A 22490-nucleotide genomic window follows, 5' to 3' on the forward strand; every position below is an offset into this window, starting at 1 on the left:
TCCTCTGTGGGAGCGGGCTTGCTCGCGAAGGCGGTGGGTCAGCTTGCATCTCTTTTGAAGGTACCGCCCTCTTCGCGGGCAAGCCCGCTCCCACAGTGGGTTTGCGGTGCGTCGTCCATCTTGGACACATACTCATTCCCCGTGGGAGCGGGCTTGCTCGCGAAGGCGGTGGGTCAGCTTGCATCTCTTTTGAAGGTACCGCCCTCTTCGCGGGCAAGCCCGCTCCCACAGGGCTCTTATGGCGGCGGATGCAAGCTGGTCTTCAGCGCCCGCTGCGCAACATCTCCTTGGGCACGTACTTGCCGATCTCGAACTTGCCGATGGCTGCCCGATGCACTTCATCCGGGCCGTCGGCCAGGCGCAGGGTGCGCTGCATGGCGTACATGTAGGCCAGCGGGAAATCGTTGGAAACCCCGGCGCCCCCGTGGATCTGGATCGCCCGGTCGATGACCTTCAACGCCACGTTCGGCGCAACCACCTTGATCTGGGCGATTTCACTCTTCGCCACTTTGTTGCCCACCGTGTCCATCATGTACGCCGCCTTCAAGGTCAGCAGGCGCGCCATGTCGATCTCCATGCGCGAGTCGGCGATCTTATCGACGTTACCGCCCAGGCGCGCCAACGGCTGGCCGAACGCGGTGCGGCTGACGGCGCGCTTGCACATCAATTCCAATGCGCGCTCGGCCATGCCGATGGAACGCATGCAGTGGTGGATCCGGCCTGGGCCGAGACGCCCCTGGGCGATCTCGAAGCCGCGTCCTTCACCCAACAGAACGTTTTCGTACGGCACCCGCACGTTGTCGAACAGCACTTCGGCGTGGCCGTGTGGCGCATCGTCGTAGCCGAACACCGGCAGCGGCCGGACGATTTTCACCCCGGGAGTGTCCACCGGCACCAGGATCATCGAGTGCTGGGCGTGGCGCGGCGCATCGGGGTTGCTCAGGCCCATGAAGATCAGGATCTTGCAACGTGGATCGCAAGCCCCCGACGTCCACCATTTCTTGCCGTTGATCACCCACTGGTCACCGTCGCGCTCGGCGCGGGCGGCCATGTTGGTGGCGTCCGACGAGGCCACATCCGGTTCGGTCATGGCAAAGGCCGAACGGATCTCGCCGCGCAGCAGCGGCGCGAGCCAGCGTTGTTTCTGCTCCTCGTTGGCGTAACGCACCAGCACTTCCATGTTGCCGGTGTCCGGCGCCGAGCAGTTGAACGGCTCCGGTCCCAGCAGCGAGCGGCCCATGATTTCTGCCAGCGGCGCATATTCCAGATTGGTCAGGCCGGCACCCAGCTCCGACTCAGGCAGAAACAAATTCCACAGGCCTTCGGCCTTGGCCTTGGCCTTGAGCTCTTCCATGATCGCCGTGGGCTGCCAGCGGTCGCCTTCGGCCACTTGCCGCTCGAACACCGCTTCAGCCGGATAGACATAGGCATCCATGAACGCCGTGACGCGTTCACGCAATTCCTGAACCTTGGGGGTATAGGCAAAATCCATGGACAGCACCTTCTTGGCAGAGGTTGATTTCAGGTCATGAAATCGATGCTAGTTCAGCTACGAAAATTTACCTAACCTATTCTCGGCGTGTATTAACATTCATCACCGATATATGTTTCACTGATTCGCATCGTTACCTGGCACCCACAACAAGTCCAAGAACCCGCCCGAATACAAGAGTGCAGCGCCATGAATCTGAGCAAGGTCGACCTGAACCTTTTCATCGTCTTCGACGCGATCTACACCGAAGCCAACCTGACCCGCGCCGGCCAAATCGTCGGCATCACTCAGCCCGCCGTGTCCAATGCCCTGGCGCGTTTGCGCGAAACCTTCAACGATCCGCTGTTCGTGCGCACCGCCCAGGGCATGGTGCCCACGCCCATGGCCCAGAACATCATCGGCCCGGTGCGCAACGCGTTGTCGCTGCTGCGGGTGTCGGTGCAGGAAAGCCGCATCTTCAACCCCTTGCAGGCCGTCAAGACGTACCGCATCAGCATGACCGACCTCACCGAAGGCGTGATCCTGCCGCCGCTGTTCCAGCGCCTGCGCCGCCTGGCGCCGACCGTGGCCATCGAGAGTTTCCTGTCCAAGCGCCGTGAGACCACCAAGGAACTGGCGGCCGGTCGCCTCGACTTCGCCGTCGATGCACCGCTCAACACCGACCCGCAGGTGCGCCACGTCAAGCTCATGGAAGACCGCTACGTGTGCGCCATGCGCAAGGGGCACCCACTGGCGGGCAAGGAAAAGATCAACCTCGACGATTACCTGGCCCAGACCCACGTGCATATTTCCAGCCGGCGCAATGGCCTGGGCTATGTCGACCTGGCCTTGGGCAAGATGGGCATCCAGCGCAAGATCGCCCTGCGTTCCCAACATTACCTGATGGCGTCCCAGGTGTTGCAGCAGACCGACATGGTCATGACCGTGCCCGAACGCTTCGCCCGCCGCCACGACCTGCACGCCTTCCAATTGCCGGTCAACGATGTGCCGCCAGTGGAAACCCACCTTTACTGGCATGAAAGCACCGACCAGGACCCGGCCAACCGCTGGATGCGCGAGCAGATGATCGAGCTGTGCCAGCAAGTGACGGCCCATGAGAAGAAGCTCGACAAGGTTTAGGCGACCAACATTGTGGGAGCAAGCTTGCTCCCACAGGTTTTGTGTACAGAACCTCCTTGCTTGACGCGAACGTCAACCTGCCTTTAGCTTAGCGCCAGCCCCCTTCGTTTCGAGCGCTTCCATGAGCAGCCAGACCTACAGCATCTCCGACCTCGCCCGTGAGCTGGACATCACCACCCGCGCCATCCGCTTCTATGAAGAGCAAGGCCTGTTGAGCCCAGAGCGTCGCGGCCAGGAACGCATCTATTCGCCGCGGGACAAGGTCAGCCTGAAGCTGATCCTGCGGGGCAAGCGCATCGGCTTCTCCCTGGCCGAGTGCCGCGAGCTGATCGAGCTCTACGACCCCACCAGCGGCAACCGGAAACAACTGCACAGCATGCTGGCGAAAATCGCCGAGCGCCGGGAGCAGCTCGAACAGCAATTGCTGGACATCGAACAGATGAAACTGGAACTCGACACTGCCGAAGAACGCTGCATCCAGGCGCTGGAGCAGACGATCGAGGGTGAGAAAATCGTCCAGTAACACTTTCCCCTGTGGGAGCGGGCTTGCTCGCGATGACGGCACATTCAACATCGATGCAAGCTGATCCAGAGCTATCGCGGGCAAGCTCGCTCCCACAATGGGTTCATCATTGCGCTCAACATATTGGCAACTCACTACAGGTCAACCTCTATGTCCCTCCCCTCCTTTGTACGCTTGATCGAAGTCGGCCCCCGCGATGGCCTGCAGAACGAGGCACACCCCATCAGCGTCGCCGACAAGGTGAACCTCGTGGATGCCTTGAGCGCCGCCGGCCTGGGCTACATCGAGGTCGGCAGTTTCGTTTCGCCCAAATGGGTGCCGCAAATGGCCGGCTCCGCCGAGGTCTTTGCGCAGATCCAGCGCAAGCCCGGTGTTACCTATGGCGCCCTGGCGCCAAACCTGCGGGGCTTTGAAGACGCGCTGGCGGCTGGCGTGAAGGAAGTGGCGGTATTTGCCGCCGCGTCCGAAGCATTCTCCCAGCGCAACATCAATTGCTCCATCAAGGAAAGCCTGGAGCGCTTCGCGCCAATCATGGCGGCTGCCCGGCAGCACGGTGTCAGCGTGCGTGGCTATGTGTCCTGCGTGCTGGGCTGCCCGTATGAAGGCACGGTCAAGCCCGAGCAAGTCGCGTGGGTCGCGCGTGAGCTGTACGCGATGGGCTGCTATGAAGTGTCCCTGGGCGACACCATCGGCACGGGCACCGCCGGCGCCACCCGCAGGATGTTCGAGGTGGTCGGCGCGCAAGTGCCGCGGGACAAGCTCGCCGGGCATTTCCATGACACTTACGGCCAGGCCATGGCCAACGTGTACGCCAGCCTGCTGGAAGGGATCGCGGTGTTCGACAGCTCCATCGCCGGATTGGGGGGCTGCCCCTACGCCAAGGGCGCCAGCGGTAACGTCGCCACCGAGGACGTGCTCTACCTGCTCAACGGCCTGGGCATCGAGACCGGTGTCGACCTGGAGGCATTGATTGCCGCGGGCCGGCAGATCTGTGACGTGCTGGGCCGTCCCACCGGTTCACGCGTCGCCAAGGCACGCAGCGCACAGTGAGGTGTTACCGCTGGGCTTTGTAACGGCGGCGAAACGAGTAACACGGAAACAATTTGTCAGGTTTGGCCCGCCAGATTTTTTTGATAAAAAATTCAACTCATTGATTTATATAGAGTTTTAAAAGTTGGCACGGCACCTGCTATATCTCTGGTACAACAAGAATAAAAAAACGCAGCAAACCCAATAAAAACAAGACGAAACGACTCTGACATAACAAAAACAACACGGCAGAGACGCAGCTAACAGATTTTTTTGGAGAAGATGTGCTTTTCAGGGTGCTTCCAGGAGCAACCCGCAACCGGGCAGAGAACAATAAAACTACCTTCAGGTAGCGCCCGAATCGGTTGGATCGCAAAGCGAAAAGGCAGATCAGCGCTCAAAAAAATACGTTTGCTCTTGATCCCGGATGGGGATCGCCAAAAACAGCGGTAAAGGGCCACGGCTGCCAAAAACAACAACAGGCCGCCCCTCAATAATAAAAAAGAGCACGCGACGACAAAATTAAAGGGGAGCTTCGGCTCCCCTTTGTGCTGTCTGGCGTTTGGTTTCCGGGGATCGGCTGGTGGGAGCGAGCTGGCTCGCTCCCACAGGGCTCACTGCCCATTGGCTTGCTTGTTCAGTCCTCGTCCCTATCGCACAGCTCTTGGATGCTGATTTCGCGCATGCGGAATTTCTGCACCTTGCCCGTGACCGTCATCGGAAACGCATCGACGAACTTGAAGTGACGCGGCGTCTTGAAGTGGGCAATGCGCTCTTTGCACCAGGCGTGCAGCTCCTGTGCGGTGGTACTGTGGCCGGGGTGGCACTTGATCCAGGCGACGATTTCTTCGCCGTAGCGGGAACACGGGATGCCGATCACCTGCACGTCCGCCACCGCCGGATGGGTGAAGAAGAACTCTTCCAGCTCACGCGGGTAAACATTCTCGCCGCCACGGATGATCATGTCCTTGTTACGCCCGACGATGCAGACGTAGCCCTGCTCGTCCATGGTCGCCAGGTCGCCGGTGTGCATCCAATGCGCCTGGTCGATCGCTTCGGCGGTGCCCTTGGGGTTGTTCCAGTAGCCGAGCATCACACTGTAGCCGCGGGTGCACAGCTCTCCAATGGTGCCTCGGGGCACGATTTCACCGGCTTCGTCGATGATCTTGCTTTCCAGGTGCGGCTGAGTGCGGCCGACGGTGGTCACGCGCACTTCCAGTTCATCCGAAGGGCCGGTCTGCAAGGACACCGGGCTGGTTTCGGTCATGCCGTAGGCAATCTGCACCTCGCGCATGTGCAGCTCACCGATGACCCGCCGCATCACTTCGATCGGGCACGTGGCCCCGGCCATGATGCCCGTGCGCAGGCTGGACAAATCAAACTCGCCTCGCTGCGGCTGATCCAGCAGGGCAATGAACATGGTCGGCACGCCATACAGCGCCGTGGCCTGTTCCTCGGCCACGGTGGTCAGGGTCAGCAAGGGATCGAACGCATCGTTCGGGTAGATCATGGTGCTGCCGTGGGTCACGCAGCCCAGGTTGCCCATGACCATGCCAAAGCAATGATAGAGCGGCACCGGTATCACCAAGCGGTCGGCAGCGGTCAGGCCCAGGCTTTCGCCGACCATGTAGCCGTTGTTGAGAATGTTGTGATGGCTGAGGGTCGCGCCCTTGGGAAAGCCGGTGGTGCCGGAGGTGTACTGGATGTTCACCGGCTGGTCGAAATGCAGACTGGCTTCGCGCTCGGCCAACTGCCCGGCGGTCACCGCGGTGCTCAGGGCAGCCAACTGCGACCAGGGCAGGAAACCCGAAGGCGGCTGTGGATCGAGACTGATGACACCCCGCAGATCCGGCAGGCGCTCGCTGTGCAACTGGCCGATCGACTGTTCCGCCAGTTCCGGCGCGAGTGCCTGCAACATGGCGTGGTAGTCCGACGTCTTGAATGACCCGGCACACACCAGCCACTGGCAACCGGACTGCTTGAGCACGTACTCCAGTTCGGACACCCGGTAGGCCGGGTTGATGTTGACCAGGATCACACCGATCTTCGCGCTGGCGAACTGGCTGATGCACCACTGGGCACAGTTGGGTGCCCACACGCCGAGGCGGTCGCCGCTTTTCAGGCCCAGTGCCAACAAGGCCCGGGCGTGCACATCGACGGCTTCAGCGAGCTGTTGCCAGGTGTAGCGCAACGATTGATGACGCACCACCAGCGCCTCGCCCTCGGGATAGCGGGCCACGGTGTGGTCGAACGCCTCGCCGATGGTTTGCAACAGCAAAGCCTTGGCCTCGGAACCGCGGGTGTAGCTCAGTGGCGACTGCAAACCGGATTGATCCATGACGCACCCTCTTGTCTTTATTGGTGGGGGTATCGGTGAACCGTGTGCACACAGGCTTTTGTGGCGAGAGAGCAAGCTCCCTCGCCACAAAGAGCTGTAAAGCGCACTTACTCTGGACCAAGTTGACGTTAACGTAAAGGTGATTGACAGGCATTTATAGCAGGCTTACGTTAACGTCAAGGTGAGAGCGAGCCCTTCCCTCTCCGCACCCGACAAAAAAGCCAAAGGTGTCCCATGAGCTACCCATCCCTGAACTTTGCCCTCGGCGAAACCATCGACATGCTGCGCGAACAGGTGCAAGCCTTCGTTGCCAAGGAAATCGCCCCGCGGGCAGCTCAGATCGATCTCGACAACCTGTTTCCCGCCGACCTGTGGCGCAAGTTCGGTGACATGGGCCTGCTGGGCATTACCGTGCCGGAAGAATATGGCGGCGCCGGCCTGGGTTACCTGGCCCACGTGGTGGCCATGGAAGAAATCAGCCGCGGCTCGGCGTCGGTGGCCCTGTCCTATGGCGCCCACTCCAACCTGTGCGTGAACCAGATCAACCGCAACGGCACCCACGAGCAGAAAGCCAAGTACCTGCCCAGGCTCATCAGCGGCGAACACATCGGCGCGCTCGCCATGAGCGAACCCAACGCCGGCTCCGACGTGGTCTCGATGAAACTGCGGGCCGACAAACGTGGCGACCATTACGTCCTCAACGGCAGCAAGACCTGGATCACCAACGGCCCCGACGCCAACACCTACGTGATCTACGCCAAGACCGACCTGGAAAAGGGCCCCCACGGCATCACCGCGTTCATCGTCGAGCGCGACTGGAAAGGCTTCAGCCGCAGCAACAAATTCGACAAGCTCGGCATGCGCGGCTCCAACACCTGCGAGCTGTTCTTCGATGACGTGCAAGTGCCGGAAGAAAACATCCTCGGCGTGCTCAACGGCGGCGTGAAAGTGCTGATGAGCGGGCTCGACTACGAGCGCGTGGTCCTGTCCGGCGGCCCGACCGGGATCATGCAGGCCTGCATGGACCTGATCGTGCCCTACATCCACGACCGCAAGCAGTTCGGCCAGAGCATCGGCGAATTCCAGCTGATCCAGGGCAAGGTCGCCGACATGTACACCCAGCTCAATGCCAGCCGCGCCTACCTCTATGCGGTGGCCCAGGCCTGCGAGCGCGGTGAAACCACCCGCAAGGACGCCGCCGGGGTGATCCTCTACAGCGCCGAACGCGCCACGCAAATGGCCCTCGATGCGATCCAGATCCTCGGGGGCAACGGCTACATCAATGAATTCCCGGCCGGTCGCCTGTTGCGCGACGCCAAGCTGTACGAAATCGGCGCCGGCACCAGTGAGATTCGCCGCATGCTGATCGGTCGCGAACTGTTCAACGAAACAAAATGATTTTTCGTCAGCTACAAGGCGCAAGCTTCAGGCGGCAAGCGAACCGCGCTCCTGCTTGCAGCTTGTGGCTTGAAGCTTAGAGCTGCTACGGAGTAGCCCATGATTCTGCACACCCAGCTCAATCCACGTTCGCCGGAGTTCGTCGCCAACCGCGACGCGATGCTCGAACAGGTCGAGGCCCTGCGCACCCTGCTCGCCCAAGTCCAGCAAGGTGGTGGTGCCAAGGCTCAAGAGCGGCACACATCCCGGGGCAAATTGCTGCCACGCGAGCGCATCAACCGGTTGCTCGACCCCGGTTCGCCGTTCCTGGAAATCAGCCCCCTCGCCGCTCACGACGTGTACGGCGAGGACGTTCCCGCCGCCGGCGTGATTGCCGGGATCGGTCGCGTGGAAGGCGTCGAATGCATGATTGTCGCCAACGATGCGACCGTCAAAGGCGGTTCCTACTACCCGCTGACGGTGAAGAAACACCTGCGTGCCCAGGCCATCGCCCAGCAGAATCGCCTGCCCTGCATCTACCTGGTGGACTCCGGCGGTGCCAACCTGCCGCGCCAGGATGAAGTGTTCCCGGACCGCGAGCACTTTGGCCGGATCTTCTTCAACCAGGCCAACATGAGCGCCCAGGGGATCCCGCAATTGGCCGTGGTCATGGGCTCCTGCACGGCCGGCGGCGCCTATGTGCCGGCCATGGCGGACGAGGCAATCATGGTGCGCCAGCAGGCCACCATTTTTCTCGCCGGCCCGCCACTGGTGAAGGCCGCCACCGGTGAAGTGGTCAGCGCCGAAGACCTGGGCGGTGCCGACGTGCATTGCAAGATCTCTGGCGTGGCCGACCATTACGCCGATAACGACGAACATGCCCTGGCCTTGGCCCGCCGCAGCGTGGCCAACCTGAACTGGCGCAAACTCGGCGACGTGCAGCGGCGCCAGCCCATCGCCCCGCTGTATGCGGCGCACGAGCTGTACGGCGTGGTGTCGGCAGACCCCAAGCAGCCCTTCGATGTCCGGGAAGTGATCGCGCGCCTGGTGGACGGTTCGGTGTTCGATGAGTTCAAGGCGCTGTTCGGCACCACGCTGGTCTGCGGGTTTGCCCACTTGCACGGCTATCCGGTGGCCATCCTGGCGAACAACGGGATCCTGTTCGCCGAGGCTGCGCAGAAAGGCGCGCACTTCATCGAACTGGCCTGCCAGCGCGGCATTCCCCTGTTGTTCCTGCAGAACATCACCGGTTTCATGGTCGGCCAGAAATACGAAGCCGGCGGCATTGCCAAGCACGGAGCGAAACTGGTCACGGCCGTCGCCTGCGCCCAGGTGCCGAAGTTCACCGTGATCATCGGCGGCAGCTTCGGCGCGGGCAACTACGGCATGTGCGGCCGCGCGTACGACCCGCGGTTCCTGTGGATGTGGCCGAATGCGCGGATCGGGGTGATGGGTGCCGAACAGGCGGCCGGCGTGCTGGTGCAGGTCAAGCGCGAACAGGCCGAGCGCAGTGGCCACCCGTTCGGCACCGAACAGGAAGCCGAGATCAAGCAACCGATCCTCGACCAGTACGAAGAACAGGGCCACCCCTACTATTCCAGCGCACGGCTGTGGGATGACGGTGTCATCGACCCGGCCCAGACCCGCGACGTACTGGGGTTGGCCTTGTCGGCCTCACTCAACGCGCCCATTGAATCGAGCCGCTTCGGCGTGTTCCGGATGTAACGGGGAATGCCCATGGATAACTTCAACACCCTCGAATTGATCACTGACCCACGCGGTTTCGCTACCTTGTGGCTCAGTCGTGAGTCGAAGAACAACGCGTTCAATGCCCAGATGATCCGTGAACTGATCCTCGCCCTGGATCAGGTCGGCAGCGATCCGAACCTGCGCTTCCTGCTGATCCGTGGCCGCGGCAAGCATTTCAGCGCCGGCGCCGACCTGGCCTGGATGCAGCAATCGGCCGAGCTCGACTACCACACCAACCTCGACGACGCCCGGGAACTGGCGGAGCTGATGTACAACCTCGCCAAGCTGAAGATCCCCACGCTGGCCGTCGTGCAGGGCGCCGCCTTTGGCGGTGCGCTGGGCCTGATCAGCGCCTGCGACATGGCCATTGGTGCCGACGAGGCGCAGTTCTGCCTGTCGGAAGTGCGCATTGGCCTGGCGCCGGCGGTCATCAGCCCGTTCGTCGTCCAGGCCATCGGCGAACGGGCCGCCCGGCGCTACGCGTTGACCGCGGAACGTTTCGGCGGACAGCGTGCGAGGGAGATCGGTTTGCTGTCGGAAAGTTACCCGGCCGAGGCGTTGGATCATCACCTCGAACAATGGATCGACAACCTGCTGCTCAACAGCCCGGCGGCCATGCGCGCCAGCAAGGACTTGCTGCGTGAGGTCGGCCACGGTGCCCTGACCCCGGCGCTGCGACGCTACACCGAAAACGCCATCGCCCGCATCCGTGTCAGCCCCGAGGGCCAGGAGGGCCTGCGCGCCTTTCTGCAAAAGCGCGCGCCAAACTGGCAAGCCGAGTCGAATAACAAGGAGCCACGTCGATGAGCGCCCCCACCCTCACCACACTGCTGGTGGCCAACCGTGGTGAAATCGCCTGCCGCGTGATGCGCACCGCCAAGGCCATGGGCCTGACCACCGTGGCCGTGCACAGCGCCACCGATCGCGATGCCCGTCATAGCCGCGAAGCCGACATCCGTGTCGACCTGGGCGGCAGCAAGGCCGCCGACAGTTACTTGCAGATCGACAAACTGATCGCCGCGGCCCAGGCCAGTGGTGCCCAGGCGATCCACCCCGGCTATGGCTTCCTGTCCGAAAACGCCGGGTTCGCCCGGGCGATCGAAAACGCCGGGCTGATCTTCCTCGGCCCACCGGCCTCGGCCATCGATGCCATGGGCAGCAAGTCCGCGGCCAAAGCCCTGATGGAAACTGCCGGCGTGCCCTTGGTGCCGGGTTACCACGGCGAGGCCCAGGACCTGGAAACCTTCCGCGACGCCGCCGAACGCATCGGCTATCCGGTGCTGCTCAAGGCCACGGCCGGTGGTGGCGGCAAGGGCATGAAGGTCGTCGAGGACGTCAGCCAGTTGGCCGAAGCCCTGGCCTCGGCCCAGCGAGAGGCGCAATCTTCGTTTGGCGACTCGCGGATGCTGGTGGAAAAGTACCTGCTCAAGCCACGCCATGTGGAAATCCAGGTCTTTGCCGACCGCCACGGCCATTGCCTGTACCTCAATGAACGCGACTGCTCGATCCAGCGTCGCCATCAGAAAGTGGTGGAAGAAGCCCCCGCCCCTGGCCTGACCCCGACCTTGCGCCGGGCGATGGGTGAAGCGGCCGTGCGCGCGGCCCAGGCGATCGGCTACGTCGGCGCCGGCACGGTGGAGTTCCTGCTGGATTCGCGGGGCGAGTTTTTCTTCATGGAAATGAACACCCGGTTGCAAGTCGAGCATCCGGTCACCGAAGCGATCACCGGGTTGGACCTGGTGGCCTGGCAGATCCGCGTCGCCCAAGGCGAGCCGTTGCCGATCACCCAGGACCAGGTGCCGCTGCTGGGCCACGCCATCGAAGTGCGCCTGTACGCCGAAGACCCGGCCAACGATTTTCTCCCGGCCACCGGGCGCCTGGCGTTGTATCGCGAATCGGCCGACGGGCCGGGTCGGCGGGTCGACAGCGGCGTGGCGCAAGGCGATGAGATCTCGCCGTTCTACGACCCGATGCTCGGCAAGCTGATCGCCTGGGGCGAAGATCGCGAGCAGGCGCGATTGCGGCTGTTGAGCATGCTCGACGAGTTCGCCATCGGCGGGCTGAAGACCAACATCGGCTTTCTGCGCCGCATCGTGGCCCACCCGGCCTTCGCGGCAGCCGAACTGGACACCGGATTTATCCCACGCTACCAGACGCAATTGCTGCCAGAACCCGGCGAACTGGATGACGACTTCTGGTTCGCAGCGGCCCAGGCATTTGCCCTGGGCCTGGCACCGCAGGTGCGTGGCGACGACGTGCATTCGCCTTGGGCCCACACCAGCGGTTTGCGCCTGGGATTGCCAGGGGAAACCAGCCTGCACTTGAACTGCGAAGGACAAGACCGTGCGATCACGCTGGTCCCTAACATCCCAGGCGTCGAACTCGTCGACGAGCGATTGACCCTCGAGCACAACGGCCTGCGTCGCAGCCACCGTGCCATTCGCCAGGGCGACAGCGTGTATCTGCAATGGCAAGGCGACCTGCATCGGATCGACCGGTACGACCCACTGGCCGCCGCCGAAGCCAGCCACAGCCATCAAGGGGGCCTGACGGCGCCCATGAACGGCAGCATCGTGCGGGTGTTGGTGAGCGCGGGCCAAGCGGTAGAGGCCGGGGCCCAGTTGGTGGTGCTCGAAGCAATGAAGATGGAGCACAGCATTCGTGCACCCCAGGCCGGCGTGATCAAGGCGCTGTATTGCCAGGAAGGCGAAATGGTCAGCGAAGGCAGCGCGCTGGTGGCGTTCGAAGAGTAGTCATCGGCCCGCTTGCAGGGCCGATGCGCTCAGAAACGGATGGTGGCCTGCACCACCACGCCGATCATGCGGCATTGCTTGGTGTACAGGCTTTTCGGGTAAGTCGGATTGAGCGGGACCAGGTAACGCTGGCCGCTCTCCTCGATCAGCTTGCGAAAGGTCGCGTCGCTGCTGCCAGGCAAGTAGGCCACCACCAGCTTGCCGGGCACCGCTTCGATCGCCGGATCCACCAGGATCGACATGCCCTCGGGAATGCTCAGGCCGCTCGGGGCGGTCATGGCATCGCCCATCACCACCAGCCAGAACGCTTCGCCCTGGGCGTGGTAATCCGTCAGCTCATAGCGAATCTCGCCCTCGCGCACATGGCCGACCTGGTGCCACTCACTGACCGGGTAACGGAAGTACGGGTTGTACTTCTGCGCCAGCGCCAGGCCCTCCTCCGTGGAGGTGTCCGGTTCGCGAATCACCATCGCCACTTCGAGGAATTCCAGCCCCAGCTCCTGCAGGACCCGATTCATGTCGTCGACACTGGGTTGCCGGCGCTTGGTCAGCCAATGGCCGACGCCGCCCTGGGACATTCCCAACCGTTCTGCCAGCACCACTTGCGTGATGTGCAGCTCCTTCATCTTGGCCTTGACCAACTCTATCCATTTATCCATGTGCGGCACGATACGTGGCTGGCTCCGACCATCAAAACACAAAATGTAGTATTTAAATTATCGTCACAATTACGATGGGTACTATTCTGGATTCAGGATTTTCAGCCCCCACACGGAGAACCGCGAGACCATGGACACTTCCAACAAGGAACAGCCCAACACCCCGTACGACAGCTCATTCACGCCATTGCAGGACTGCCCGGCGGCGCAACGCGCGCTCGATCACTACTTGAAACCGGGTGTGTCGAATGCCCCGGCGGAACATCGCTTCTTCGACGTCAACCACAACATCGGCGCGGAGGAAGCCCTGGTCCACGCGTGCGACCTGCTGCGCTGCGCGGCGGCCACGGCCCACGAATCCGCCAACCGATTGGACGGTTCCAGCCGCGACCTGGCCTTCTCGGTAGTGCACATGATTGATCTGGTCAAGGTGATGCTCGACCGATCCCTGGATGGCTACCCGACTCGTCAGGCGTAGCAAGGGAAGGTTGGCGCGGAACGCGGACAACAGGAAAATTTTTCCAATCGATGCGATAAAACCATTTGACTTGCAAATGATAATGATTATTATTGTATCAACTGGTCGCGAGATCAGTCGATAGCCCAGAAGACCTTGGTCGGACTTCTGGAATATCTCCTCATCAGGCTAATCACGGTTTTTGACCCGGCTTTTTGCCGGGTCTTTTTTTTTGCCGATTTTCGGCTTATGGCTTCAGGCTAATGAAGTCTTTGGGTGTCGCTGAATCTGTTGGCGGCGATGATAGCAAATGAACATCTATTTTCAAGCATCCCCGTCCGCGCAAGCCGAAACGATCGATTGCCAGCACTTGAGAATCAATTGCGGACTCTCTAAGCTGACTCGGCGTCCAGGGAGGACGCCCCCGCTCTTTGCTTGATGTAAATCGTCCTGACTTTCCCTTCCCAGCGTGTAAAGTAACGGCCATAAAATCCTGTTCAGGAATCGTGACCGTGGCTAAATCTTCCTTCGATATCAGCGCCAACTTTGACAGCGGCAACATTGAAGTCGTCGACATCAGCAACCCGTTGCAGTCGCTGCTCAAGATCCGGCCCGATACCCGCAGCCCGCATTTGCAGTGGTTCCACTTCAAGGCCAGCGGCCTGCATGTCGGCCAGGAATATTCCTTCCGCCTGCTCAATGCCAGCCAATCGTCGTACAATAAGGCGTGGACCGGCTACCAGACCGTCGCGTCCTACGACCACGTCAACTGGTTCCGCATTCCGACCCAGTTCGAGGGTGACGCCCTGCGCTTTCACCTGGAAGCCGAACAGCCCCACGCCTGGTTCGCCTACTTCGAACCCTACAGCCGTGGCCGTCACGACTGGCTGATCGAACAGGCACTGCACAAGGCCGGCACCGAGCTGCTGGCCGTGGGCAAGAGCGTCGAAGGCCGTGACATCCAGCTGCTGCGCAAGGGCAATGGCAGCGACGGCCGGCGCAAGATCTGGATCATCGCCCAGCAGCATCCCGGCGAACACATGGCCGAGTGGTTCATGGAAGGCGTGATCGAGCGCCTCCAGCACACGGATGATGCGCAACTGAACCGGCTGCTGGACAAGGCCGACCTGTACCTGGTGCCTAACATGAACCCGGACGGCGCATTCCATGGGCACCTGCGCACCAACGCCAATGGCCAGGACCTCAACCGCGCTTGGCAGAACGCCAGCCCGGAGATCAGCCCCGAGGTGTTTTTCGTACAGCAGCAGATGGAAAAGTACGGCGTCGACCTGTTCCTGGACGTGCATGGCGACGAGGAAATCCCCCACGTCTTCACCGCCGCCTGCGAGGGCAACCCCGGCTACACCCCGCGTATCGCCCACCTTGAAGAACGCTTTCGCAGCCACCTCAAGCACCAGACCAAAGACTTCCAGACCACCCACGGCTACGTCCGCGACGAACCGGGCCAGGCCAACATGACGCTGGCCTGCAACGCGGTCGGGCAGAAATACGACTGCCTGTCACTGACTCTGGAAATGCCGTTCAAGGACCACAACGATCATCCGAACCCGCTCACCGGCTGGTCCGGCAAACGCTCGATGCAGTTGGGCAAGGACGTATTGAGCACCCTGGGCGATTTGGTCGACGAATTGCGCTGATCCTGCGCCGGTCCCCATGATCGGTGGCGAGGGAGAGAACGCCCTCGCCACCGATGTTTCAACCCTTGCCGCGCAACATACTGTCCAACACCTCGTCCCGACGCACCCAGGCGTGAAACAACGCCGCCGCCAGGTGCACCAGCACCGTCAGGAACAACAGGTAAGCCAGGTAGCCATGAGCCTTGCGCAACAGGGCGAAGGTCTGCGCATGCGCCGGCAGGATCGACGGCAGTTGCAGCCAATGGCCGAGCATCACCGGGTCACCCGCCGCTGAAATCATGCCCCAGCCCAACAGCGGCAGCACCAGCATCAAGGCGTACAACAGCACATGCGAAGCCTTGGCCGCCAGCACCTGCCAACCCGGCAGATCGGCCGGCAGCGCTGGTTGCCGAGTACTGAAGCGCACCACCAGGCGCACGATCACCAGCAGCAGAATCGCGATGCCCAAGGGTTTGTGCAGTTGCAGTAACCATTCATGACGTTCGGACACCGAGGCGACCATGCCGGCGCCGATGAACAACATGGCGATGATCATCAGCGCCATCAGCCAGTGCAGCAGTCGGGCCAGCGGAGCAAAGTGACGAGGGGCGCTCATGGGCGGGCCTCCTGGGTGGCGGGCAGTTGGCTCACTTCGCTGGTGCGCCGCAGGTAGGAAGTGGCGTACGCAGCGGAGCGCGCCGCCAACAATGGATCATCGGACCCTTCGATGCCGGCTGGCAGGATCAGCGGGTCATAGTTGATATCGCGGCACTCGCCTTGGTCCTGCGCCTGGGAGCGTTCCAGCACCAGCGTACCGGCATTGATCACCTTGCGCTCCGTCGGCCAGGGCTTGCTGGCATCGTTCACCGGGTCGCCCGGATCGGCCAGGGTCATCCTCAACTGCCAACGCAGTGGCCCGGCCGCGAGCCGCTTCACCAGATCCTGCTCAAGGAAATCGGCCCCCTGGGGCAGCGTCGCATCCGCGGCGTCCTGGCTCTGCGGCACCACGCCCCAGCGCACCGCCTGGCGCTGGCCGGCAGGGTTGACCAAGTAAAAGGCATTGATGCCGTTATAGGTCTCGGTGGCATAACTGGCCGATGGCTTGGCGGTCTTGATCCATTGCAGGAACGGCGTGGCCTCCGGGTGCGCGGCAAAGAACGCCGGCGCCGCGGCAGGGTTCGGTTTTCCCGTGGCCGGATCCGGCGATTGAGCCTGTTGCAACTGGTAGAACGCGTCGGGCGTGCCCACCGGGAACACCGGCATGCTGTTCATGCCGGTGCGCCATTGCTGGCCGTTTTCCTGGGTGAACCGCAGCGCCAGGCTGCGAATCGGGACACTCGCGTCCGGTGCATACGGGTTGCCGCTGGGCAAGGCGAAACGCCCGACCACTGGCGTGCGCGGCTGCGTGAAGACCTGGGCACTGGAATAGGCCGCGGCCTCGCCACTGCTTTCAAAATAACCCGCCACGCAGACACCTTTCGAGTGATTGCGGCGAAAGCCCGGATGCACGCCGTTGTTTTTTTCCAGCACGTTGACCAAGGCATTGGGCGTCAGACGCTGTGGGTCGAGGGTGCCGTTGACGTAGGCAAAAGCCCCGGCCAGCGCCGCGACAATCACGCCAATGCCGGCCAGGCGCAGGGTCAGGCCGGCGGCACCCAGCGGCGGCCTGCTCGATGAGGAGGAAGGGTCAACCATGACGAAGCTCCAAGGCTCAAGGCCGTTTGAGGAAATGGACCCGTCAGACGAAGGGCCAGCAGGTTTATTCCCACGCCTCGTATTTATTTTTCCCGCGCTGGAATAATCTCGTTCGTCGGTCGTCTTTCCAGTCCCGGCGCAGTGACTGCCCCAGAAGCGACACTCCCATGAACGAACTCGATGAACAGTTGCGCGAACTCATCCCCAGGCTCCGGCGCTTTGCCGTGTCGCTGACGCGCAACCCGAGCAACGCCGACGACCTAGTGCAGGCATGCCTGGAACGGGCGTTGTCAAAATGGGGCGACAAGCGTCGGGAAGGCGACCTGCGGGCCTGGCTGTTTTCGATTCTTTACCGGCAGTTTCTCGATGCCCATCGCCGTTCCCGACGGTATGCACGCATGCTCGAATTTTTCACCGGCCGCGACGAGGCCCACCCTTCGGCCGAACGCAGCGTGATCGCGCAGGCGTCCCTGCAGGCTTTCGATCAACTGACGACCGAACAGCGTGCACTGTTGCTGTGGGTCTCGGTGGAAGGCCTGAGCTATCAGCAAGTCGCCGACATCCTCGGCGTGCCGACCGGCACGGTGATGTCCCGGCTGTCCCGCGCTCGCCAGGCCTTGCGCCAACTCAGCGATGGCGAAATCACCCGCCCTGCCCTGCGGATACTCAAATGATCAACATGCCCCCCAACGACAACGACCTGAACGCCTACGTCGATCGCCAACTGAGCGAAGCCGACCGACGCCTGGTGGAAACCTACCTCGCCCATCATCCCGAAGTCGCCGCCCGGGTCCGGGCCTGGCAACAGGACGCGCAACACTTGCGCACGGCCCTCGGCAGCACGCTGCAACAACCGGCCAATCCAGCCCTCGACCCGGCGATGATTCGCCGGCGCCTCAATCACCGGCTCCGGCGTCACCTGGCCAGCGCGGCGGTATTGCTGTTGGCCGTCAGCGTCGGGGGATTCAGCGGCTGGCAGGCGCGGGAGATGACCCTGCTCAGAAGTGCCGCGCCCATGGCCGACGCCTTGCAGGCGTACCGCCTGTTCGCCCAGCAAGGCGTCTTGCCGGCCGATTACCAGACGGGCGATGAGCACAGCATGCAAGCCTGGCTCGACCGCTATTTCACCCAGGCCAACCGCCTGCCGGACCTGTCGAATGCCGGCTTCAAGCCGGTCAGCGGCCGCCTGCTCAGCACCGAACAAGGCGCGGCGGCCATGGTGGTCTACCAGGACCCGACCGGGGAAAAGATCAGCTTCTACGTGCGCCCACCAGGCCCGAAGAATTTCCTGCTGCCGCGCGGCAGCCGTCGCGACGGCGAACTGCAGGCCGAGTACTGGTCCGGGCCGGGGTACAACTACGCGATGGTCATCCCCAGCGACACGCCGACAACGCAGCGGCTCAAACAGACCCTGAACTTCTGATCACGACGGGGAAGTCCTGAACCACGGATGCCACCGCCCTGCTCTGTGGAAGCGAGTCTGCTCGCGAAGGCAATGTGTCAGCCAACCTCATTGTGTTGCGGCCATCGCCTTCGCGAGCAAGCTCGCTTCCACAAGGAGCCCGGACGGCCTCAACCCTGTCCAAACACCTGCGAAGGCCGGCGCAGCAGTGGGTCGAACGGGTTGATTCGCGGCCCGATCGACGCCGCCTCGCGCTTGAGCATTTCCACCACCGTCGGCAGGCGATCAGGGCCCAGGCGGTCGCTGATCGTCGCCACACTCAAGGCCGCCACGGCTCGGCCATCGCGGTCCAGGATCGGCACCGCCACGCCGGCCATGCCCTGCAGCACGCCGGTGTTGCGCCCGGCGTAACCCTGGGCACGCACGTTCTCCACTTCCGAACGCAGGAAGACTTCGTCGTACAGGTGGAAATCCTTGAGCCGCGGCAGGTTGTAATGAATCACCGTGTCGCGCTCTTCCTCCGGCAGGAACGCCAGGATCGCCAGGCTGCCCTGGCCCACGCCGAGCGCCACCCGGCCACCGATGTCGCCGGTGAACGTGCGGATCGGGAACGGCCCTTCACTGCGGTCCAGGCAGATGGCATCGAACCCGCTGCGGGCCAGCAGGAACAACGAATCCCCCAGGGACGCCGACAGCCGCAGCATGGCCGGCCGCACCAGTTCGCGCAGATTGCCGGTGTTGCCTGCGCGGGCGGCCAGGGCGAAGAAGTCCAGGCTCAGCCGGTAGCGCTTGGTGCGCGCGTCCTGCTCGACCATGCCCTCGTCCATCAGGCTGCGCAACAAGCGATGGGTCGTCGGCTGGGACAACCCGATGCGCTGGGCCAGCTGGGTCACCCGTTCGCCACCCTCGACGGTGTCGCCCAGGCTGCGCAACACGGCGAACAGCCGGGAGACAGCGCCTACGCCCACTTCACTCTTTTCATTATTCCGATCAGTGGAATTATTCATTCAATATCCATGCAAGAAATTTACTCAACGAATGAAACTGAAAATAGTCATCGCCTCAATGAAATAGATCATTGAGCCCATCCTATTCTTCGTCCTACTCTGCGTCCATACAGGGGCGATTCGAACAACAGCGGCAGCCGACCCACGTCGAGCGCCAACGCACCCGCAGCACTTTTTTCGTATCTGCCCATACAAAAAAGCGCGCCTTACGGCGACGCATAACAATTCCAGGTGGAGCGCAGCGATGGCTTTCGTGCAACTTGAAGGACTTGGCAAACGTTACGGCGACATCGACGCCGTGGTCGCCACCGACCTCTCGGTGGACAAAGGTGAATTCGTCTCCCTGCTCGGCCCCTCCGGCTGCGGCAAGACCACCACGTTGCAAATGATCGCCGGCTTCGTCGAAGTCAGCAGCGGGCGCATCCTGCTGGACGGCCGCGATATCACCCACGCCAAGCCCGCCAGTCGTGGCCTGGGAGTGGTTTTCCAGAGCTACGCCCTGTTCCCCCACATGACCGTCAGGGATAACGTCGCCTTCGGCCTGCGCATGCGCAAGGTGCCCCAGGCGGACCTGCAACAACGGGTCGCGCGGGTGCTGAAACTGGTACGCCTGGACCTGCACGCCGACCGTTATCCCCGGGAGCTGTCAGGCGGCCAGCGCCAACGCGTGGCCCTGGCCCGGGCGCTGGTGATCGAACCCCCGGTGCTGCTGCTCGACGAGCCGTTGTCCAACCTCGACGCCAACCTGCGCGAGGAAATGCAGTACGAGATCCGCCGCATCCAGCGCGAAGTCGGGATCACCACGTTGATGGTGACCCACGACCAATCCGAAGCCTTGTCCATCAGTGACCGCGTCGTGGTGATGCAGGCCGGGCGCATCACCCAAGTCGACGCGCCCTACACCCTCTACGAACACCCGCGCACCGAATTCATTTCAGGCTTCGTCGGCAAAGCCAACCTGCTGCCCGGCGAGCGCGACAGCAACGGCGTCGTCCAGGCCTCGCTCCACGGCCAGGGCGACCTGACGCTGAGCCTGCGCCCGGAAAAAATCGACCTCTGCCCCGCCGGCTCCGGCCGACTGCAAGGCACCCTGGCCAGTCGCTTTTTTCTTGGCAGCCAATGGCTGTACGGCGTCTCGACCAGCCTCGGCGAACTGTGCGTGGTTCGGCGCAACGACGGCGGTGCACCACTGGCCGAAGGCACCGCGGTGGGCCTGGACTGGGACCCGGCGTTGCTGCGGGTGCTGAGCCACGACGAGGTGCCGGCGTGAAGTGGATCGCGGCCATGCGCCGCGCACGCAACGGCTACCTGATGTCCGCGCCGGCCCTGGCCTGGTACCTGGGCCTGCTGGTCGTCCCGCTGGGCCTGACGCTGGTGCTGTCGTTCAATGTCTTCGACTACGGCTCGGGTATCGACAGCAACGCCTACACCGTCGACCACTATGCCAGCCTGCTCGGTGACCCGTACTTCTACGAGATCTTTTTGCGCACCTTGTGGATCAGTGCGCTGACCACCCTCCTGTGCGTGCTCATCGGCGTGCCCGAAGCCTACGTTCTCAGTCGCATGGGCGCGCCGTGGCGCTCGATTTTCCTGATCCTGATCCTCACGCCGTTGCTGATATCCGTGGTGGTCCGCGCCTTCGGCTGGAGCCTGCTGCTCGGCGCCGACGGCCTCGTCAATCAGACGCTGCAGGCCTTCGGTGGCTCACCGATGAAGCTGCTCTACACCCCGTTTGCCGTGGTCATCGCCCTGGTCCACGTGATGCTGCCGTTCATGATCATCCCGGTCTGGACCTCGCTGCAGAAACTCGATCCCGCCGCCGAACAGGCCGCGCTGTCGCTGGGGGCGAGTCAGTTCACGGTGATCCGTCAGGTGGTGCTGCCACAGATCATGCCCGGCGTGCTGTCGGGCACGCTGATCGTGTTCGGCCTCGCCGCCAGCTCGTTCGCCATCCCCGGACTGCTCGGCGGGCGTCGCTTGAAAATGGTCGCCACGCTGATCTACGACCAGTACCTGTCGGAACTCAATTGGCCCATGGGAGCCGCCATCGCCGTCGCGCTGCTGCTGCTCAACCTGCTGATCATGCTCTCGTGGAACCGCATGATCGAAGGCCGCTACAAGAAGTCATTGGGGTAATTCGTCATGTCCAGGAACGGTCCTTTCGCCCTGTTGTTCCATGCCTTGGTGGTGGTGTTCATGCTCGCGCCGCTGGTGGTGGTGTGCCTCGTGGCCTTCACCCCGGAAAACACCCTGAGCCTGCCGACCACGACGTTTTCGTTGCGCTGGTTCCGCGCCGTGTTCGAACGCGCAGACTTTGTCGATGCGTTCTACAACAGCCTGATCCTGGCGTTCTGCGCCGCCTCGCTGGCCACGGTGATCGCGGTGCCGGCGGCCCTGGCGATCACCCGGCTCGAATTCCCCGGCCGGGACTTCTTCAACGGCCTGTTCCTGTCGCCGATCATCATTCCGCACCTGGTGCTGGGGGTGGCGCTGCTGCGTCTGTTTGCCCTGATGGGCGTGAATGGCAATTTCACCTGGCTGATCTTCGCCCACGTGCTGGTGATCACGCCGTATGTACTGCGCCTGGTGCTCGCCTCGGCCATCGGCCTGGACCGCAGTGCCGAGCAGGCCGCGCAATCGTTGGGGGCCGGGCGCTTTACGCTGTTTCGGCAAATCACCCTGCCGATGATTCTGCCGGGGGTGGCCGGGGGCTGGTTGCTGGCGTTCATCAACAGTTTCGATGAGGTCACGTTGTCGATCTTCGTCACCTCGCCGGCCACGCAGACCTTGCCGGTGCGCATGTACGTCTACGCCACTGAATCCATCGACCCGATGATGGCGGCGGTATCGGCCCTGGTCATCGCGCTCACGGCACTGACGATGATTCTGCTCGATCGGGTCTATGGCCTGGATCGGGTCCTGGTAGGTAAGCAATGAGGGCGCCATGGCTCTGCTGAAACGACTGGCCGAAGGCGACCGCCCGGCCCTGCACTTTACCCTCGACGGCGCACCGGCCACCGGCCTGTTGGGCGACACCCTGCTCACGGCCGTGTTGACCTGCAGCGACCATCTGCGCGGCAGCGACTTCAGCGCCGAACCCCGGGCCGGCTTCTGCCTGATGGGCGCCTGCCAGGATTGCTGGGTCCGCCTGGGCGACGGCCGCCGCGTCCGGGCCTGCTCGACCCTGCTCGAAGCAGGCCATCAGATCAGCCGTGAACCGGGGCGGCGCGTATGAGCGCCGCCTTCGTTGAAT

General features: G+C 62.8%; 21 protein-coding genes. 15 read left to right on the forward strand and 6 right to left on the reverse strand.

Translation table 11 applies throughout. From position 1 onward, the window contains the following. Window positions 1–262 precede the first annotated feature (262 nt). Window positions 263–1492: an acyl-CoA dehydrogenase gene (locus VM99_25470; GenBank protein ID AKK01248.1), complete on the reverse strand. Its 1230-nt coding sequence runs from the start codon at window positions 1490–1492 to the stop codon at window positions 263–265. A gap of 189 nt (window positions 1493–1681) precedes the next feature. On the opposite strand from VM99_25470, the gene VM99_25475 reads away from it, so the two are divergent. The 3 genes from VM99_25475 (at window position 1682) to VM99_25485 (ending at window position 4184) form a co-directional block, all read left to right on the forward strand. Then, window positions 1682–2611: a LysR family transcriptional regulator gene (locus VM99_25475; protein AKK01249.1), complete on the forward strand. Its 930-nt coding sequence runs from the start codon at window positions 1682–1684 to the stop codon at window positions 2609–2611. 121 nt (window positions 2612–2732) lie between these two features. Then, entirely contained in the window at window positions 2733–3134 is a 402-nt protein-coding gene (locus tag VM99_25480) for a MerR family transcriptional regulator (protein ID AKK01250.1), read from the forward strand. Window positions 3135–3284: 150 nt separating this feature from the next. Next, window positions 3285–4184, forward strand: coding sequence for a hydroxymethylglutaryl-CoA lyase (locus VM99_25485; protein AKK01251.1), 900 nt, complete (start codon window positions 3285–3287; stop codon window positions 4182–4184). Window positions 4185–4800: 616 nt separating this feature from the next. On the opposite strand, the gene VM99_25490 is transcribed toward VM99_25485, so the two are convergent. Continuing rightward, window positions 4801–6501 carry an AMP-binding protein gene (locus tag VM99_25490; protein ID AKK01252.1) on the reverse strand — a complete coding sequence of 567 codons (1701 nt, stop codon included), beginning with the start codon at window positions 6499–6501 and terminating at the stop codon, window positions 4801–4803. Window positions 6502–6735: 234 nt separating this feature from the next. On the opposite strand from VM99_25490, the gene VM99_25495 reads away from it, so the two are divergent. The 4 genes from VM99_25495 (at window position 6736) to VM99_25510 (ending at window position 12380) form a co-directional block, all read left to right on the forward strand. Continuing rightward, a complete protein-coding gene (locus tag VM99_25495) occupies window positions 6736–7899 on the forward strand; it encodes an isovaleryl-CoA dehydrogenase (GenBank protein AKK01253.1) in 1164 nt (387 codons plus the stop codon). Window positions 7900–7998: 99 nt separating this feature from the next. Next, the gene (locus VM99_25500) at window positions 7999–9603 is read left to right on the forward strand and encodes a methylcrotonoyl-CoA carboxylase (protein AKK01254.1); all 1605 of its coding nucleotides are present in this window, start codon (window positions 7999–8001) and stop codon (window positions 9601–9603) included. Between the two features lie 12 nt (window positions 9604–9615). Beyond that, entirely contained in the window at window positions 9616–10434 is an 819-nt protein-coding gene (locus VM99_25505; protein AKK01255.1) for a gamma-carboxygeranoyl-CoA hydratase, read from the forward strand. Next, on the forward strand, window positions 10431–12380 hold the full coding sequence (locus tag VM99_25510) for a 3-methylcrotonyl-CoA carboxylase (protein AKK01256.1): 1950 nt from the start codon (window positions 10431–10433) through the stop codon (window positions 12378–12380). The genes VM99_25505 and VM99_25510 overlap by 4 nt, the downstream gene beginning before the upstream one ends. A gap of 29 nt (window positions 12381–12409) precedes the next feature. Here VM99_25510 and VM99_25515 read toward each other — a convergent pair whose 3' ends face one another. Next, window positions 12410–13039 carry a Cro/Cl family transcriptional regulator gene (locus VM99_25515; GenBank protein AKK01257.1) on the reverse strand — a complete coding sequence of 210 codons (630 nt, stop codon included), beginning with the start codon at window positions 13037–13039 and terminating at the stop codon, window positions 12410–12412. Between the two features lie 130 nt (window positions 13040–13169). On the opposite strand from VM99_25515, the gene VM99_25520 reads away from it, so the two are divergent. Together VM99_25520 and VM99_25525 are read left to right on the forward strand one after the other, a co-directional pair. Beyond that, a complete protein-coding gene (locus VM99_25520; GenBank protein AKK01258.1) occupies window positions 13170–13517 on the forward strand; it encodes a hypothetical protein in 348 nt (115 codons plus the stop codon). 485 nt (window positions 13518–14002) lie between these two features. Beyond that, window positions 14003–15154 carry a hypothetical protein gene (locus VM99_25525; protein ID AKK01259.1) on the forward strand — a complete coding sequence of 384 codons (1152 nt, stop codon included), beginning with the start codon at window positions 14003–14005 and terminating at the stop codon, window positions 15152–15154. Between the two features lie 58 nt (window positions 15155–15212). Here VM99_25525 and VM99_25530 read toward each other — a convergent pair whose 3' ends face one another. After that, the gene (locus VM99_25530; protein AKK01260.1) at window positions 15213–15749 is read right to left on the reverse strand and encodes a cytochrome B561; all 537 of its coding nucleotides are present in this window, start codon (window positions 15747–15749) and stop codon (window positions 15213–15215) included. Beyond that, the gene (locus VM99_25535; protein AKK01261.1) at window positions 15746–16828 is read right to left on the reverse strand and encodes a catalase; all 1083 of its coding nucleotides are present in this window, start codon (window positions 16826–16828) and stop codon (window positions 15746–15748) included. The genes VM99_25530 and VM99_25535 overlap by 4 nt, the downstream gene beginning before the upstream one ends. A 167-nt stretch (window positions 16829–16995) precedes the next feature. Between VM99_25535 and VM99_25540 the strand changes: the two genes are divergently transcribed. Both VM99_25540 and VM99_25545 read left to right on the forward strand, forming a co-directional pair. Then, window positions 16996–17502, forward strand: coding sequence for an RNA polymerase subunit sigma-24 (locus tag VM99_25540; protein ID AKK01262.1), 507 nt, complete (start codon window positions 16996–16998; stop codon window positions 17500–17502). Beyond that, window positions 17499–18251, forward strand: coding sequence for a transmembrane anti-sigma factor (locus VM99_25545; protein AKK01263.1), 753 nt, complete (start codon window positions 17499–17501; stop codon window positions 18249–18251). Before VM99_25540 ends, VM99_25545 begins: the two co-directional genes overlap by 4 nt. Window positions 18252–18400: 149 nt before the next feature. Here VM99_25545 and VM99_25550 read toward each other — a convergent pair whose 3' ends face one another. Continuing rightward, on the reverse strand, window positions 18401–19237 hold the full coding sequence (locus VM99_25550; GenBank protein AKK01264.1) for an IclR family transcriptional regulator: 837 nt from the start codon (window positions 19235–19237) through the stop codon (window positions 18401–18403). Between the two features lie 244 nt (window positions 19238–19481). On the opposite strand from VM99_25550, the gene VM99_25555 reads away from it, so the two are divergent. From VM99_25555 to VM99_25570, 4 genes are read left to right on the forward strand one after another with little or no spacing between them, the layout of a single operon-like run. Beyond that, window positions 19482–20507, forward strand: a complete 1026-nt coding sequence (locus tag VM99_25555) for a spermidine/putrescine ABC transporter ATPase (GenBank protein ID AKK01265.1) — start codon at window positions 19482–19484, stop codon at window positions 20505–20507. 14 nt (window positions 20508–20521) lie between these two features. Then, window positions 20522–21373 (forward strand): ABC transporter permease, encoded by an 852-nt coding sequence (locus tag VM99_25560; protein ID AKK01868.1) that lies wholly within the window; start codon window positions 20522–20524, stop codon window positions 21371–21373. Between the two features lie 6 nt (window positions 21374–21379). Then, complete coding sequence (locus VM99_25565; GenBank protein ID AKK01266.1) at window positions 21380–22174, forward strand: ABC transporter permease; 795 nt, start codon at window positions 21380–21382, stop codon at window positions 22172–22174. A 7-nt stretch (window positions 22175–22181) separates the two neighbouring features. Beyond that, complete coding sequence (locus tag VM99_25570) at window positions 22182–22472, forward strand: ferredoxin (GenBank protein ID AKK01267.1); 291 nt, start codon at window positions 22182–22184, stop codon at window positions 22470–22472. Window positions 22473–22490: the final 18 nt, after the last annotated feature.

The organism is Pseudomonas chlororaphis (genome assembly GCA_001023535.1).
Lineage (GTDB): Bacteria > Pseudomonadota > Gammaproteobacteria > Pseudomonadales > Pseudomonadaceae > Aquipseudomonas > Aquipseudomonas chlororaphis_E.